This is a genomic window from Arsenophonus endosymbiont of Aphis craccivora (assembly GCF_013460135.1).
Lineage (GTDB): Bacteria > Pseudomonadota > Gammaproteobacteria > Enterobacterales > Enterobacteriaceae > Arsenophonus > Arsenophonus nilaparvatae.
This window is the reverse complement of record NZ_CP038155.1, coordinates 1,433,151-1,450,593: the sequence shown is the minus strand read 5'-3', so window position 1 is coordinate 1,450,593 and position 17,443 is coordinate 1,433,151. Positions and strand designations below refer to the sequence as shown.

Below are 17,443 nucleotides of genomic sequence, written 5' to 3'. Positions count from 1 at the left end.
GAGCTTTTTAACGATAGCGTTTTGTTAAGCTATTTTGATCCAATTCAGTCAGCCAGGATAATTTTTCGCCAATTTTTCCTTCTAAACCACGATTTGATGGCAAATAATAACGTGTTTCTTGCATCTCGGCGGGAAAGTAATTTTCACCAGCAGCATAAGCATTGAGCTCATCGTGAGCATAGCGATATTCTTGACCTAAGCCCATCTCTTTCATTAACTTAGTCGGTGCATTACGTAAATGAGGAGGGACATCATAATCTGGCTGTTGCTTTGCGTCTGTTATGGCGGCCTGAAAAGCCTTATAAACGGCATTACTTTTAGCAGCACAAGCTAAATAGACAATTGCTTGGGCAATGGCTAGCTCTCCTTCCGCTGGGCCAACACGGGTGAAACAATCCCACGCCGCTATCGCAACTTGCATTGCTCTCGGATCAGCATTGCCTATATCTTCAGAGGCAATAGCCAGCAGTCGACGAGCAACATATAAAGGGTCACCGCCAGCAGTGATAATGCGGGCATACCAATAAAGCGCTGCATCGGGGGCAGAGCCACGGACAGATTTATGTAGTGCGGAAATGAGATGATAATAACGATCGCCTTGATTATCAAAACGAACGCTTCTTTCACCACTAACTTCTTTTAGTAAATTTACGGCTAATATTCGCTGATCTTTATCATTGATCTCAGCCATATCGACCATCATTTCCAGTAAATTTAATGCTCGTCTGGCATCACCATTGGCTAATTGGGCTATCATGTCACAGGTGTCATCGGGCAAAATAATTTTCTGGCCACCATAACCACGTTCTCTATCCTCGATTGCTGGCTGCAAAACCATGACAATTTCTTCATTAGAAAGCAGTTTCAGTAGATAAACCCGCGCGCTTGAAAGTAAGGCTGAGTTGAGCTCAAAAGAAGGATTTTCTGTTGTGGCGCCAATAAACGTTACCGTACCATCTTCTATATGAGGTAAAAAGGCATCTTGTTGACTTTTATTGAAGCGATGAACTTCATCAACAAATAAAATCGTTCTTCGCCCTAATTGCCGATTTTGGCGAGCAATTTCAATCGCCTCGCGGATCTCTTTGATACCTGAGGTTACCGCTGAGATCTTTTCAATGGCGGCATCCGCATAGTGACCGATAATTTCAGCCAGGGTCGTTTTTCCGGTACCTGGCGGCCCCCACAAAATCATGGAATGCAGTTGGTCTGCACCAATAGCACGCGCAAGTGGCTTGTCCTTAGCTAATAAATGGAGCTGGCCAATATATTGCTCTAAGTTGATTGGCCGCATTTTTGCGGCCAATGGTTGAAATTCATTAGATGAAAAATCAAGTGGCAAATTAGTCACCTCACCTCCTTGACCTTTGATCATCAACAGTTACACCTTGTGGTGGATCAAATTTAAATTTGTTGTCATCAACATGGCTATTTTGCTGGCCTTTGAGCTGATATGAACTCATTTGGCCATCTTGCTCTACCGCCGTAAATTGTTGAATAGTGCCATCAGGCTGAACAGTAATGGAAAAATGTTTCAAATGTCCCTTATTTTGGGTAGCTGTTAGCAGAAAATCATTATCATTTTGACTAATCTGATAACGTTTCCAATCCTGCGGATCATTACGGGTTATCAACATAAACGGTGTATCCGTCGTTGCCTGACTCAATAAAGTTACCGTAACTTGCTCAACAAAAGGATTATAAAACCAAAGATTAGTACCATCAGAAACTAACCAACTTTCATCTGGTGCTAACATATGCCAGTTAAATAAATTTGGCCGTTTGATCCATAGCTGGCCTTCACCTTGCTGAATTAAATAACCATCAGCACTGGTCACCTTTTGTGTAAAATTGGCATGAAAACTATTTATTTTATTTAGGCGCATTTGCAGTTCAGAAGCGGCATCTGCCCATACCTGGCTAATATGAAAAGTTATCGCTAACAAGCCTAGCATTATCAATTTTTTCATTAAGTAATGACCTTTTTATCCATCATATTTATTGGTTTTAAGATAATATGTTAAATCAATGTCCGTCGGTGGTGGTGTTAAGACTTCGCGATTACCATTGTGGCCTGGTTCACTAACGATCCCTTGCGCTTCCATCAGTTCAACAATCCTCGCAGCACGATTATAACCAATGCGGAATTGTCGTTGAACGCCAGATATTGAGACGCGTTGCTTTTCCGTCACAAATTCAACCGCTTGATCAAATAGTGGATCAAGCTCTTCATCACCATCATAACCATTACCATTATCACCCTCATCGCTAGCCTTAGTAATGTTATCAATATACTCGGGCTTACCTCTAGCTTTCCAATCTTTAACCACATCATGCACTTCCTGATCGCGAACAAACGCGCCATGGACACGAATTGGAATAGAGGAGTTAGGCGGTAAGTAAAGCATATCGCCCATGCCTAATAAAGATTCAGCGCCACCTTGATCAAGGATGGTGCGAGAATCTATCTTGCTTGAGACAGTAAACGCAATCCGAGTCGGTATATTCGCCTTAATTAAACCGGTAATAATATCAACCGATGGCCTTTGCGTCGCCAAAACAAGGTGAATACCGGCTGCCCGCGCTTTTTGTGCCAAACGCGCAATTAGCTCTTCAACTTTCTTGCCAGCGGTCATCATGAGATCGGCAAATTCATCAACCATAACAACAATATAAGGCTCTTTTTTTAGTACCGGGTGACTACTATCCATGCTATCACCTGGCTTCCAAAATGGATCAGGTATCGGGCGCCCCATACGTTCAGCCGCATTAATTTTATCTTTATAGCCCACTAAATTTCTTACCCCTAAAGCAGACATTAGCTTATAGCGACGTTCCATTTCATTAACACACCAACGCAGTGCATTAGCTGCATCTTTCATGTCGGTGACAACCTCGGTCAGCAAATGAGGAATGCCCTCATAAATGGAGAGTTCCAACATCTTAGGATCGATCATGATAAAACGAACATCCTCAGGCTTTGCTTTATACAAAATACTGAGGATCATGGCGTTAACCCCAACCGATTTACCCGAACCAGTGGTACCGGCAACCAACAAATGGGGCATTTTTTCTAAATCGGCGATAACCGGTTCACCTTCAATATCTTTACCTAATACAATGGTTAATGGTGAGGGGTTGCGCCGAAATTTATCAAAATCAAGCACTTCGCGTAGATAAACCGTCTGACGCTTTCTATTGGGCAATTCTAATCCTACATAAGGTTTACCCGGTATCACCTCAACAATACGTACGGCAGTTGCTGATAAGGAACGGGCTAAGTCCCTTGATAAATTAGAAATACGTGCCGCCTTCACGCCAGGAGCTAACTCCAATTCAAAGCGGGTAATAACCGGCCCTGGAGAAAAACCAACGACTTCCGCTTTTACCCTATAATCGCTTAAACGCGCTTCAATTAAACGGGATGTTTGCTCCAGTGCAAACATATCAACAGGCTCATTTTGGGCGGGTGGACTGGCAAGTAGATCTAATGATGGCATCGGTGTCGTGGGTTTTGGTAATGGTTGATTACTAAGTACCAGAAAAGGATGAAAAAGACTTCCCTGCTCGGGTAATGTTTGTTCGACGTTTTGCTTTTTATCCTTAGTAGATAGCGGTATTTCGCTGACCTCTTTTGCTAGTTGCTCCTGCGATACCTCTCTATCTTCTGCCAATGGCCATTTATGCTCTATATGCGGCTGGCTTGCAACTGATGTATTTAATTCTGCCTCATCTGATGTAATCGGTTTGTCTTTGTCATCGATTCTATCTGTTGGCTGATTAAGATTGTTAGTTATATCAGTGTCATAACGTTTATTCTGCTGCTGCAAAAACTGTTCACGTAATTTATCTTCATTCCAATCATCAATACTAAACTCAGCACCATACGGTTGCGTTACTGAATTTTGATAAGCGTTTTGTTCAGCAGCCAATTCCTGCTCTTTTTGTGTCGTTAAACGATTGCCGTAAAGTTCACGTCGCGTTGGTAAACGAACAGGATTAGGACGTGGAAATTCTGGGCCAATTCCCTTTTTAATTTGCGATTTTACTGGAGTGAAAGCAGTACTAGGGTCAACCTCGGCATCTATTTTTGTTACCGATGATATTAATGTTTCACTTAAATTTGCGGTTTTATCTTGCTCGCTAACTTGAGTAACGGTATTAGCATCTATCGATTTATTTAGATTAACATCATCATCCATTGGAACAGGTATATCTGAAGGTTTGCTAAAGATATCTTCATCATATTTGTCCAGCGTTGCTGATTTAATATCAAAACCAACTTCAGTTTCATCAGGCATCAGAGTGGATGCCTTTTCACCATGCAATTCATGGTTTTTATTATTGCTCAATTCCTCTTTCGCTAGCTGACTAATTGGCGAAGCTGAAAAAAGTACATCATCGGGATCGATATAATCTACATTGGTGCCATCGTACAATTTAGCCGGATGAGGTGAAACATAAGCTTCTGTTGTCTGACGCTTGTTATTTCTACGAGTACGATTAGTGATTAGTGATATGGTTGCTAAAACTAGTGCGCCAATCTTTTCCGCAATCATCAACCATGACCAACCGGTAAATAAGGTGAAACTAACTGCCCATATACAAAGTAACGCTAAGGTTGTTCCTAAAATATTAAACCAAGGCAAGATGGCATTACTAAAAACACTACCAATAATTCCGCCAGAGGAAAAATTAGGTAAATCATCAATATTAAGTGATGCAAGAGCACACGATGTAATGATTAGCGCCAACCCACCGATCAGACGTAAGGAAAGGACAAAAAAATTCAGACAATTCTGGTTATCAATATCTTTAAATACATTCCAACATCCTAACAACATAACTAATGGTATAGCATAGGCTAAAATGCCAAAAACAGAGAAAAGAATATCCGCTGACGAAGCACCAATACCACCAGCAAAATTTTTAATCGGTTCATTCCAGGTGGTCTGCGACCAGCTAGGATCGGAAGGATGAAAACTTATCAGGGCCACCACTAAAAAAATCGCCCAGATAGTAATTATAAGTAAAATAATCTCTGTCAGTATCTTGCCATTATTGCTCTTTTTTAACTTAATATTTTTGTCTTCTGTATATTCCTGGCCCAAAACTAACACTCCAGGTTTTTCCTGTTGATTGAAAGGAACAACGCTGAGTAATGCTCAGCGTTGAAACTGTATGCATAAACAGGAGTGTACCTAACTTTTTCCAGTTTTGCATCTATTTGATTAGCGTGTCTTAATGACCAAACGATTACTCTGTTTTACCTCTTCCATTACTACATAAGTACGAGTGTCATTGACACCTGGAAGACGAAGTAAAGTCTCTCCTAACAATTTACGATAAGCAGACATATCAGGAACACGTGTTTTAAGTAAATAATCAAAATCCCCAGAGACTAAATGACATTCCTGAATTCCCTCCAGTTTTTGCACAACGGCATTAAACTGTTCAAAAACATCCGCAGCACCACGGTTCAAGGTAATCTCAACAAAAACCAACAAAGATGCATCGAGATAGTGTGGATTTAATAAAGCAGTATAACCTGAAATAAAACCTTGACGTTCCAACCGGCGCACGCGTTCCAAACAAGGTGTTGGTGATAACCCTACTCTCTTAGAAAGCTCTACATTAGAAATACGACCATCCTTTTGTAATTCATTCAGTATGTTCCTATCTATACGATCAAGATCTTTTCCTGGACGCTTTTTGTTATCAATCATTTCGTTATCTCTCTTTTATCTATTTTTTTATACCCATTACATTCCCTATTTTCTTTTCTTATGATTGAATTGGAAAAGATGCAATAAGGTTAAACTCGGCCTGACCATTAGTATTTAGTAGTATAATTCATCTTGTAGATAAATCATCTGGTTAGTTTTCAATTTGATAATGAAAAGTAGGATATTTATCTATTTGTTTAAATGATGTTCAATTTCAATTAATCAAATGAGGTAATTAATCCTACAAGATGTTTTCTCAAATACACAACCGATTGTCAAAGATTATGAATAAAAATCAGAACATCATATGGAAACGAATGTATTATTAACTAATTGTCAATAAGACATAAGGACAATTCTCAATTTAAAACGTTATTTCACGAAAAATAATCTTTTTTCATGACTTGCTGCCTTAATAAAATGTTAAAGACAAGCTAATAAAAATGACTATTACTTATCATCTTTTAATTCAATTTACTTTTTTTAATTTTTCTAATCTCCTACAATCGCCACATTGAATAAATATTCTTAAAAAATGGAGCATCTATGAACACCACCAATCATAGTAAAGTTGTTATTCTAGGATCTGGCCCCGCTGGCTATACAGCAGCAATTTATGCCGCCCGAGCAAACTTAAGTCCGGTATTAATCACCGGCGTTCAACCAGGCGGACAATTAACCACAACCACCGAAGTTGAAAATTGGCCTGGGGATCATTCCGAATTAATGGGGCCGGTGTTGATGGACCGCATGCTGCAACATACTAAAAAATTTGCGGCAGAAGAAAACATTATTAATGATCAAATTCATAAGGTTGATCTGCAGCAACGGCCGTTCCAACTGACTGGCGATAACGGAATATATAGCTGCGATGCACTTATTATCGCTACCGGCGCCTCAGCTCGCTATCTGGGTTTACCTTCTGAAGAAGCCTTTAAAGGTCGTGGTGTTTCAGCCTGTGCCACCTGTGATGGTTTTTTCTATCGCAAACAAAAAGTTGCTGTTGTGGGGGGTGGGAATACCGCTATTGAAGAAGCTCTTTACCTATCAAATATCGCTTCAGAAGTCCATGTTATTCATCGACGTGAAACATTTCGAGCCGAAAAAATCCTTATTCAGCGGATGATGGAAAAAGTAAAAACTGGCAATATTGTATTAAATACCAATTTTACTCTCGATGAAGTATTAGGTGACAATAGTGGTGTCACTGGAATCAATTTACGTTCAACCCAAAATGACAACATAGAGATGCTTTCCGTGACTGGCGTATTTATCGCTATTGGCCATACGCCCAATACAAGTATCTTTGCCGATCAGTTAGTGTTAGAAAATGGCTATATTCAAGTGCAATCTGGGACTAAAGGCAATGCGACCCAAACCTCAGTTGAAGGTGTTTTCGCTGCCGGTGATGTTATGGATCATATCTATCGTCAAGCGATTACCTCAGCAGGTACTGGTTGTATGGCCGCCCTTGACGCCGAACGTTATTTAGATGCGTTATACCGCAAATAAATGTTACAAATTATAATAATTTAATAAAGTTCTTTAGCAGGTGCTGTCGAAATAGCGCCTTTTTAGCTGTAACATACCTCTAAAGTTGATATTAGATAAAATTAACATCAACCCGTTGTAATAATTAACTTAACGCCGGTATATAAAATCATCACTATGGATAAACAAAAACAAACTGAACTGGTCAAATGGTTGAAACAACAATCTGCACCAGCAAAACACTGGCTACGCTTATCCATGTTATTGGGAATTATTAGTGGCCTACTTATCGTTACCCAAGCCTGGCTTTTAGCCACCATTTTACAAGCATTAATTATAGACAATGTACCGAGAAAACAACTACTTGTTCAATTTTCATTACTCATTTGTGTATTTATTGTAAGAGCAATAATTAATTTTATACGAGAAAGTGTTGGATTTATTTGTGGCAAAATTGTTCGCCAGCAGATCCGTAGCATGGTACTAAATAAACTTAACCAATTAGGACCTATTTGGGTTAAAAATAAACCCGCTGGTAGTTGGGCTACTATCATCTTAGAACAAATTGAGGACATACAGGATTATTACGCTCGCTATTTACCTCAAATGTATTTAGCCGCTATGATCCCGATTATCATTCTGATTGCAATTTTCCCGCTTAACTGGGCCGCTGGCTTAATTTTATTTATCACCGCACCTTTAATCCCCTTATTTATGATATTAGTTGGGATGGGCGCCGCTGATGTTAATCGACGAAATTTTGTTGCTTTAGCCCGATTAAGCGGCAGATTTCTCGATCGTTTACGTGGACTGGATACCTTACGACTTTTTTTCCGTGCCAACAAAGAAATAAAAGATATTGAACAAGCAACCGAAGAGTTTCGTAAAAGAACCATGGAAGTCTTACGGATGGCATTTCTCTCTTCGGCAGTGTTAGAATTCTTCACGTCAATCTCCATCGCCATTGTCGCGGTTTATTTTGGTTTCTCTTATTTAGGCGAATTGCATTTTGGTACTTATGGCATACCGGTTACCCTTTTTGCTGGTTTTTTAGCTTTGATACTCGCCCCGGAATTTTTTCAGCCACTACGTGATTTAGGCACTTATTACCATGCTAAAGCACAAGCAGTAGGCGCAGCAGAATCTCTATTTACATTATTAGCCAGCATAGAACAACCATCGCCACTATCGCAAAACAATCAGCTAATGACGCCGGCTCAACCATTAACTATTACAGCACAGCAACTAGAAATTTTTTCTCATGACAATGTACGCCTGGCTGGCCCGTTAAATTTCACCCTATTGCCAAACCAACGCATCGCGTTAGTCGGCCAAAGCGGAGCTGGCAAAAGTTCACTATTAAATGCATTACTGGGTTTTCTACCCTATCGTGGATCGCTAACGGTTAATGGAATCGAACTTAGAGATCTTGATATGGCTGATTGGCGCAAACAACTTAGCTGGGTTGGCCAAAATCCCCATTTACCGGCACAAACCATCATTGACAATATACGTCTCTATTCAGCCGAAGCTGCTGCAGCCGCAGTCAATATTGCAATGGAAAATGCTTATGTAACCGAGTTTATTAAGCATCTACCCACGGGGGTTGATACCCAAATTGGCGAAAATGGCGCTCGCTTATCCGTTGGACAAGCACAACGAATTGCTGTCGCCCGCGCGTTATTAAATCCCTGTCTTTTGCTTTTATTGGATGAGCCTGCAGCAAGTCTTGATATGCAAAGTGAGCAACGGGTGATGACAGCACTTAATGCGGCCTCGACTAAACAAACAACCTTGCTGGTTACACATTTATTAGCAGAAGCTGCCGCATATGATCAAATATGGGTGATGGAAAATGGTTTAATTATTGAACAAGGCACATATAGCAAGCTAAGCCAGACTAAAGGAGCTTTTAGCCGCCTGCTAACTTATCACGCAGAGGAGATATAATATGCGTGTACTACTCCCTTTTCTTGCGCTATATCGTCGTCATTGGTTACTACTTAATCTTGACATTATATTAACCATTATTGCGGTACTGGCGAGTATTAGTCTACTAACTTTATCAGGGTGGTTTTTAGCCGGAACGACACTTGCAGGCGCTGCCGGACTGTATACCTTTAATTATATGCTACCCGCAGCAGGCTTTCGTGGCTCAGCAATTATCCGAACTGCCAGCCGTTACGCCGAACGGTTGGTTAACCATGATGCAACTTTTCGTGTCTTAGCACATTTAAGGATATTTATATTTCAAAAACTATTCCCGCTTTCACCTGGCGGTATCGCACACTATCGCCAAGGAGATATTCTTAATCGTCTGGTAGCTGATGTCGAAAGCTTTGATCATTTGTATCTACGGGTGCTTTCTCCCATTTTTGCTGCTTTGGTTATTACTATTTTACTCACTTTGGCATTAAGCACATTAGACTCATTTCTTGCCCTTACTCTGGGCACAATTATGCTGTGTTTGCTGATTACCTTACCCTGGTTTTTTTATCAGGCGGGAAAATCTATTGGACACGATCTCACTATATTTCGCAGCCAATATCGTGCTTGTTTAATCAATATTATTCAGGCACAAGCGGAACTAACTGTTTTTGGGGCATTACCTCGTTTTCGGCAAGTATTGACCGATCTAGAAACCAACTGGCTAAAACGCCAACAACAGCAATCTAACTTAACCGCGATATCACAATCTATTATGATTTTTATCTCCGGCCTTACCGCAACCCTATTAATGTGGATGGCAGCAACTGGTGTTGGTGAACAGCATAAACCCGGTGCGCTTATTGCTCTGTTCGTCTTTTGTACCTTAGCTGCGTTTGAAGTTCTTGGGCCGGTGGCGGTTGCATTTCAATATTTAGGGCAAGTGGTTACTTCAGCAAATCGCTTAATGGAGTTAATTAATCAGAAGCCCGCCGTGACATTTCCCGCTTCAGATATAACAACGAATAATCAGGTTGACATCAAATTGCAAAAAGTGCACTTCAGTTATCCCCAACAACCGCAACCGACATTAAAAAATATCTCTTTAACACTCAATGCCGGTGAACATGTTGCGCTACTAGGTAAGACAGGTTGTGGTAAATCTACGCTGTTACAATTATTAACCCGTGCATGGGATGTCAGCTCAGGCCAGATCTTGATAAATGGCCACCCAATTAATCACTATAATGAGAAAACATTACGTAAATTAATGGCGGTAGTTCCACAGCGAACACATATTTTTAGTGATACTTTACGTAATAATCTGCTAATAGCGAAAGATGATGCAAGTGATACCTTACTGACAAAAGTAATAAAACAAGTCGGTTTAGACAGCCTGATTAAAAATCAAGGGCTCGATAGTTGGATCGGTGAAGGTGGCCGACAACTTTCAGGTGGCGAACAACGGCGATTAGGTATCGCAAGAGCCCTACTTTATGATGCGCCAATAATTTTATTAGATGAGCCGACTGAAGGATTAGATGTAAAAACTGAAAAACAGATACTAATTCAGTTGCAACAGCACTGCCAGGACAAAACCTTGTTAGTTATTACCCATCGCTTACAGGGTCTGGAAAAAATGGATCAAATATATGTGATGGATGATGGAAAAATTATTGAGCAAGCGACCCATGCAGAATTATTACAATTGAAAGGGCGCTATTTTCAATATTATCAAGCTCAAATAGTACTAGCATAATTACAAAATTAGTTAATAGGACGGTTATATGTTTCAGCTTGATGATGGATCTTATATCTTTCCAGCGCCCGAATATGCTCTACATGAACCCAATGGTTTACTAGCTATCGGCGGTGATCTGGCTGTTGGTAGATTACAATCTGCCTATTATGAAGGGATTTTCCCTTGGTTTAATCCAACGGAAATTCCATTATGGTGGTCGCCAGATCCACGTGCAGTTCTCTTGCCAGCAGAAATAAACATTAGCCGAACAACTAAAAAAAGAATGAGAAAAACCGCTTATGCCATTACGCTAAATCATGACTTTGAACAGGTTATTGCCGCCTGCGCACAACGGCAAGAAGGAACCTGGATCACCCACCCAATAATAGAAGCCTATACTGCTTTGCATCAACTGGGCGTTGCTCATTCCGTTGAAGTTTGGTACAACACAAAATTAGTTGGTGGACTATATGGCGTTAATGTTGGTAAAATTTTTTGTGGTGAATCGATGTTTAGCCGTGTTAGTGACGGTTCTAAATATGCACTTATTGCTTTTTATCACCATTTCCTGCGTTTCGGTGGAAAACTGTTTGATTGTCAAATAATTAATGCATATACCGCCTCTTTAGGTGTGAAAGAGCTCCCGCGAGTACAGTTTTTAAATTATCTCTATCAATATCGCGATCAACCTATCGATAAAGCATGTTGGCTAAAGCAAACCATAAGTTTACCCAGTGTAGAAGAAATTAATCATTTTGAATGATTAACTGGAAAATATTTTTCTACCTAAACAAAGGCAACAGATAGCTGATTTAGCATCAATTTGAAGATATAAGTGACAGAATCATTCATGCTATTGCAAACTAAGTTAGATGGTTTGCTATGATATTATTACATTTTATTTTTTTATCGTTCGCGTTGTTCAAACCGTATACTTGTTGTATATTTTTGTACTATTAAGCTTTAATGCTGTAATTTTCGTATCTTGATAAAAAGAAAAAGTGACTTTAAACTCGACACTCCTTTACATAAGGAGGGTTTTTCGGCATTATCTTGCCCGTAAAAAACTTGGTGATTAACTCAGAGGATTAGATGGCCAAAGAAGACAATATTGAAATGCAAGGTACAGTATTAGATACTCTGCCCAATACCATGTTCCGTGTTGAACTAGAAAATGGACACGTAGTTACTGCGCATATTTCTGGCAAAATGCGTAAAAATTATATCCGTATTCTGACGGGCGACAAAGTGACTGTCGAGTTAACACCTTATGATCTGAGTAAAGGCAGAATCATCTTTCGTAGCCGTTGATCGCCTCTTCTCTCATGCTCTTGCAATAGACGATTGGAATATCGTCTATGGTTATAAACCATCTGTAATTAAATTATTGCATTCTCTGGTTTAGTTTTATGCATACCTTCAAAATGATAAGTTAATTTTTGCGTCTTCTTATTCAGATCGATCTTAACCGCACCACCGTAACTCAACTGCCCAAATAAAAGTTCATTAGCTAAAGGTTTCTTTAGATTATCCTGGATCACTCTTGCCATCGGCCTGGCTCCCATAGCCTTATCATAGCCTGTAGCACAAAGCCATTGACGTGCCGCATTACTGATTTCAATTGATACACCTTTTTCATCAAGTTGCGCTTGTAACTCAACAATAAACTTATCAACAACTTGGGCAATAACTTCTGGTGTTAAACCATTAAACCAAATTATGCCATCCAATCGATTACGAAACTCAGGCGCGAAAATTCGTTTTATCTCTGATAATGCATCGGTACTATTATCCTGCTCAGTAAAACCAATCGATTTACGTTGTGTTTCTTGCACACCCGCATTAGTGGTCATTACCAAGACAACATTACGAAAATCAGCCTTACGGCCATTATTATCGGTTAAAGTACCATTATCCATCACTTGTAATAAAAGATTGAATACATCAGAATGTGCCTTTTCTATTTCATCTAATAAAACGACCGAATAAGGATGTTTTATAACCGCATCTGTCAATAAACCACCTTGATCAAAGCCTACATATCCTGGTGGGGCACCAAGTAGCCGACTAACTGTATGACGTTCCATATATTCTGACATGTCAAAACGCAACAATTTAATATCTAATGCCTTTGCCAGTTGCACAGTGACTTCTGTCTTACCGACACCCGTTGGCCCAGCAAATAAAAATGCACCAATAGGTCTGTGGCTACTACCTAACCCCGCTCGATTCATTTTAATCGCTTCGCTGAGGGTTTGAATAGCTTGCTCTTGGCCAAATACTAGCAATTTCAATCTATTATCTAAATGTTTCAATCGCTCTTTATCGCTAGAAGAAACTGTTTTTTCAGGAATCCGGGCAATGAGGGAAATAACTGATTCTATCTCCTGTACCCCAATTGTTTTTTTACGTCGGTTTTGTGGCATCAAACGCGTTCTTGCACCCGCTTCATCAATAACATCGATTGCTTTATCCGGTAAATGGCGATCTGTAATATATTTTACTGATAAATCAACCGCTGCTTTAATCGCTTTGGGACTATAACGAACATTATGGTGAGCTTCATACTTAGCTCGTAATCCATTAATAATCTGTACCGTTTCGTCAGCAGAAGGTTCGACGATATCAATTTTTTGGAATCGTCTTGCCAGCGCACGATCTTTCTCAAATATATGACTAAATTCTTGGTAGGTAGTTGAACCCATCACCCTGATCCGCCCACTCGATAGTAATGGCTTAATCAGATTAGCCGCATCAACTTGTCCGCCAGATGCCGCACCAGCACCAATAATCGTATGGATTTCATCAATAAAGAGAATACTTTTTTCATCTTTTTCTAACACATTTAATAATGCTTTAAAGCGCTTTTCGAAATCACCACGATACTTAGTCCCCGCCAGTAGTGAACCGATATCCAGGGCATAAATAGTGCAATCTTTCATTACTTCCGGGATATCATTTTGTATGATACGCCATGCTAGCCCTTCCGCAATCGCTGTTTTACCTACCCCAGATTCACCCACTAATAGAGGATTATTCTTTCGCCGCCGACAAAGAACCTGGATCGTTCTCTCCAGTTCCAGCTGACGCCCAATTAAAGGATCAACTTTGCCGGCTTTTGATACTTGGTTAAGGTTGGTAGTAAAGCTATCCATCCGTTCTTCAACGCCAATAGCTTCTTCATTCTGATAAGCGGCATTAATAGACTCAGAATGGCTATTATCAGCCTCACTACCTTTGACCATGCCATGAGAAATAAAATTAACAACATCAAGCCGACTTACATCGTGTTTACGCAATAAATAGGCTGCCTGAGACTCTTGTTCGCTAAATATAGCAACCAGCACATTAGCACCAGTAACTTCATTACGCCCAGATGACTGCACATGAAACACTGCACGCTGCAATACTCGCTGAAAACTTAACGTAGGTTGAGTATCCCGACTATCATTCTCAGGCAATAATGGCGTTGTTTGTGAAATAAAATGCTCCAATTCCTGTCGCAATACCACAAGGTCAACTTTGCAAGCTTCTAAGGCTTCCCTGGCCGATGTATTACTGAGCAACGACAGCAATAGATGCTCAACCGTCATAAATTCATGCCTGCTATCTCTTGCCTTGGCAAAAGCTACATTAAGACTAAGTTCAAGTTCTTGGTTAAGCATAATCACCTCCCTATAAATTAGTCTAATCAGACTTCTTCTATCGTGCAAAGTAATGGATATTCATGTTCTCTTGCATAAATATTAACTTGCGCGGCCTTTGTTTCTGCAACCTCAGCAGTATAAACCCCACAAATCCCTTTCCCGTGAAAATGAACATCCAACATGATTTGTGTGGCTTGCTCTTCATCAAATGAAAAGTATTTTTTTAACACTTGTATTACAAAATCCATTGGTGTGAAATCATCATTATTCAAAATCACCTTATACATTGAAGGTGGTTGTAAAGCATGTTCCACTTGTTCCTTGAGCCTGACATCCGTCTGATAATCTGATTGGCACTCACTCATTATGTAAAAATCCAGTTAAATATTTTAATTATACATTTTTCTTAATTATTCTTAGTTTATCACTTTGATCCCATTTGTGACCAATCATCCTTAAAAAAGTAAATAATAAAAAAACAGTGACCTATAGCGTTATCTAAATCAAATTTTAGCAACTGAACCAGTTTCTACGAATAGAGTACACTTGACGCCATATATCTTTTTAATACAGTATATTTTATGAACAAGCAATTTTTAGTTAGCTGCAATATGAAATGAGCTGTTCACAGGCACTTGTTTGATAAAACCCCATTATGAAGGATGATGTATGGAGACAGGTACAGTTAAGTGGTTTAATAATGCTAAAGGTTTTGGCTTCATCTGCCCCGAAAATGGTGGCGAAGATATCTTCGCACACTATTCCAGTATCCAGATGGAAGGGTACCGTACATTGAAAGCTAGACAAAAGGTCAATTTTAGTTCAACTAAAGGGCCTAAGGGTAACCATGCCAGCCTTATTATTCCTGTAGAAAATGTATAGGTTGGTTTTCATTGCCTTTAATCATTTGCTATTTTAATTATTGCTCCCAAGCTTCTTTTGGGAGCATATAAATATTTATTACTCATTCCCTTGCCAAAGCATCTACCGGTTCCAACTTTGCCACGTTGCGGGAGGGTAAAAAACCAAAAATTAGGCCAATTATGGTTTAGCAAACTAAAGCGCCAAGCAGTGGCATTAGGCTAAAAGCAAACTGCCAATCCGGTAATAGTAAGCGCGCAATAAGCGCCACGATATAAGAGAGTAAAATCCCTAAAAAACCACCAAACAAACAAATAAAAATTGCCTCTATCAAAAATTGTTGCATAATATCGCTATTTCGAGCACCGATTGCTATGCGAATACCAATTTCTTTCGTCCGTTCGGTTACTGAAACCAGCATGATATTCATCACACCGATACCACCGACTAGCAAGGAAATAACCGCCACTAATGTTAAAAATAACTGTAGCGTATTGGTCGTTTTTTCTATCGTTTTAATCAATGTATCGAAGTTATAGGTAAAAATATCCTTTTTACCATGAAATACCGTTAACAATCGCGTCAATTGTTGTTCTGCTTCTAACGAGCTATACCCCTGTTTGATCCTAATATAAAGATTATCAAAATAAGAGCGATTCATCAGACGACTACTCATCGTAGTATAAGGCATCCAGATCTGTAGCATATTGCTATTGCCATAAACTGACTTCTGCTCAGCCGCCACCCCAACAATAGTAACATGCATATTGCCGACTAATATTATTTCACCAACAACCTGTTTCTGCTTAGGAAAAAACATCTCCTTGTTATTTTGATCAATAACAATCACCTGTCCATGGTGCTTAACCATATCGCTGGTCAAAATTATACCTTCGCTCATTGACATGGCATAAACATCGAAATATGACTCTCCAACGCCAAATGCACTGGCTGCTGAATTCCGATTACCATAACGTAAGCGAACATCAGTACTCATTTTACCTGATATAGCAAAAACATATGGCTGCTTTTGTAGCGCATCCACATCGCTTATGGTCAGCGCCCGTCTATCTTCTGGGCTGACGTCGCTAAATCCTTTACCAGGAAAGACTGTGATAGTATTTGTCGCAATTGACTGAATATCGGCTAATACCGACCTTTTGGCCGCATTACCAATAACAAGAATACTAACGACCAAGGCAATACCAATAATGATGCCAAGCATAGTGAGTAATGTGCGCATTTTGTGAATTAATATTGCTCTCCATGCCATTAGTAACGCTTTCTCTAAACTGATTAAGTCGTTGCGTTATTGAAATTTGCTGCTTTTTAGCAGAGAAAATCGGCGGTAATATTTTTGTTGGCTCGCGTTGCACGGAATGATGGATAATTTCGCCATTTTTAATTTCAATTATCCGCTCTGCCTGCGCTGCGATCTGCATATTATGGGTAACCAGAATAACAGTATATCCCTGTTGGCATAGCTGTTTAAGAATAGCAATAACTTCATCACCAGAATGGCTATCCAATGCCCCCGTTGGCTCATCAGCTAAAATAATTTGCCCACCATTGATCAATGCCCGAGCAATGCTGACCCTCTGCTGTTGGCCGCCAGATAATTGCGGCGGATAATATTTAATTCGGTCACTCAAACCAAGGCGTGCTAATAATCCAATTGCTCGTTTACGGCGCTCTTGCTGGCATGTACCGGCATAAATAGCCGTAATTTCAACATTCTGTTCGGCAGTCAAATAAGGTAACAAATGATAACGTTGGAATATAAAGCCAAAATATTCGCGGCGTAAAACAGAAAGCTGCTCGTCATCCAGTTGAGCTATATTTTGCCCAGCCAGATAGTATTCACCATAACTGGATTTATCTAAGCAACCAAGAATATTCATTAAAGTTGATTTGCCAGAGCCTGAAACGCCAACAATCGCTACCATTTCCCCTGCGTTTATGGTCAAAGAAATATTTTCTAGTACCTTTACCTGTTGTTCACCTTTTCGATAATTACGACCGATATTACTCAATTCAAGTAATGCACTCAT

At 39.8% G+C, this 17,443-nt stretch carries 12 protein-coding genes and 1 pseudogene; 6 read left to right on the top strand and 7 right to left on the bottom strand.

All coding sequences use genetic code 11. The annotated features are described in order from the left end of the window. Window positions 1–7: 7 nt before the first annotated feature. The 4 genes from E3U36_RS07450 to lrp all read right to left on the bottom strand — a co-directional run bounded on the left by E3U36_RS07450 (window position 8) and on the right by lrp (window position 5,726). Window positions 8–1,351, bottom strand: a complete 1,344-nt coding sequence (locus tag E3U36_RS07450) for a replication-associated recombination protein A (RefSeq protein WP_180817578.1) — start codon at window positions 1,349–1,351, stop codon at window positions 8–10. A 1-nt stretch (window position 1,352) separates the two neighbouring features. Beyond that, a complete protein-coding gene (lolA, locus tag E3U36_RS07445; RefSeq protein ID WP_180816068.1) occupies window positions 1,353–1,970 on the bottom strand; it encodes an outer membrane lipoprotein periplasmic chaperone LolA in 618 nt (205 codons plus the stop codon). Between the two features lie 15 nt (window positions 1,971–1,985). After that, window positions 1,986–5,111 (bottom strand): DNA translocase FtsK 4TM domain-containing protein, encoded by a 3,126-nt coding sequence (locus tag E3U36_RS07440; protein ID WP_180817577.1) that lies wholly within the window; start codon window positions 5,109–5,111, stop codon window positions 1,986–1,988. A gap of 120 nt (window positions 5,112–5,231) precedes the next feature. Further along, window positions 5,232–5,726 carry a leucine-responsive transcriptional regulator Lrp gene (gene lrp, locus E3U36_RS07435; protein WP_026822393.1) on the bottom strand — a complete coding sequence of 165 codons (495 nt, stop codon included), beginning with the start codon at window positions 5,724–5,726 and terminating at the stop codon, window positions 5,232–5,234. A gap of 546 nt (window positions 5,727–6,272) precedes the next feature. Here lrp and trxB point away from each other — a divergent pair. The 5 genes from trxB (at window position 6,273) to infA (ending at window position 12,195) form a co-directional block, all read left to right on the top strand. Continuing rightward, the gene (gene trxB / locus E3U36_RS07430; RefSeq protein WP_180816066.1) at window positions 6,273–7,238 is read left to right on the top strand and encodes a thioredoxin-disulfide reductase; all 966 of its coding nucleotides are present in this window, start codon (window positions 6,273–6,275) and stop codon (window positions 7,236–7,238) included. A gap of 156 nt (window positions 7,239–7,394) precedes the next feature. Continuing rightward, window positions 7,395–9,167: a heme ABC transporter permease/ATP-binding protein CydD gene (gene cydD / locus E3U36_RS07425; RefSeq protein ID WP_180816064.1), complete on the top strand. Its 1,773-nt coding sequence runs from the start codon at window positions 7,395–7,397 to the stop codon at window positions 9,165–9,167. Window position 9,168: 1 nt separating this feature from the next. Continuing rightward, window positions 9,169–10,902, top strand: a complete 1,734-nt coding sequence (gene cydC / locus E3U36_RS07420; protein WP_180816063.1) for a heme ABC transporter ATP-binding protein/permease CydC — start codon at window positions 9,169–9,171, stop codon at window positions 10,900–10,902. Between the two features lie 28 nt (window positions 10,903–10,930). Continuing rightward, complete coding sequence (aat, locus tag E3U36_RS07415; protein ID WP_180816061.1) at window positions 10,931–11,647, top strand: leucyl/phenylalanyl-tRNA--protein transferase; 717 nt, start codon at window positions 10,931–10,933, stop codon at window positions 11,645–11,647. Window positions 11,648–11,976: 329 nt separating this feature from the next. Further along, window positions 11,977–12,195 carry a translation initiation factor IF-1 gene (gene infA, locus E3U36_RS07410; protein ID WP_004244560.1) on the top strand — a complete coding sequence of 73 codons (219 nt, stop codon included), beginning with the start codon at window positions 11,977–11,979 and terminating at the stop codon, window positions 12,193–12,195. 68 nt (window positions 12,196–12,263) lie between these two features. Here infA and clpA read toward each other — a convergent pair whose 3' ends face one another. Continuing rightward, entirely contained in the window at window positions 12,264–14,549 is a 2,286-nt protein-coding gene (gene clpA, locus E3U36_RS07405; protein WP_180816059.1) for an ATP-dependent Clp protease ATP-binding subunit ClpA, read from the bottom strand. 26 nt (window positions 14,550–14,575) lie between these two features. Next, window positions 14,576–14,896, bottom strand: coding sequence for an ATP-dependent Clp protease adapter ClpS (gene clpS, locus E3U36_RS07400; RefSeq protein ID WP_032116315.1), 321 nt, complete (start codon window positions 14,894–14,896; stop codon window positions 14,576–14,578). 304 nt (window positions 14,897–15,200) lie between these two features. Between clpS and cspD the strand changes: the two genes are divergently transcribed. Next, a complete protein-coding gene (cspD, locus tag E3U36_RS07395) occupies window positions 15,201–15,413 on the top strand; it encodes a cold shock domain-containing protein CspD (protein WP_180816057.1) in 213 nt (70 codons plus the stop codon). An 82-nt stretch (window positions 15,414–15,495) separates the two neighbouring features. Here cspD and macB read toward each other — a convergent pair. Beyond that, window positions 15,496–17,443, bottom strand: a pseudogene (gene macB / locus E3U36_RS07390) (macrolide ABC transporter ATP-binding protein/permease MacB).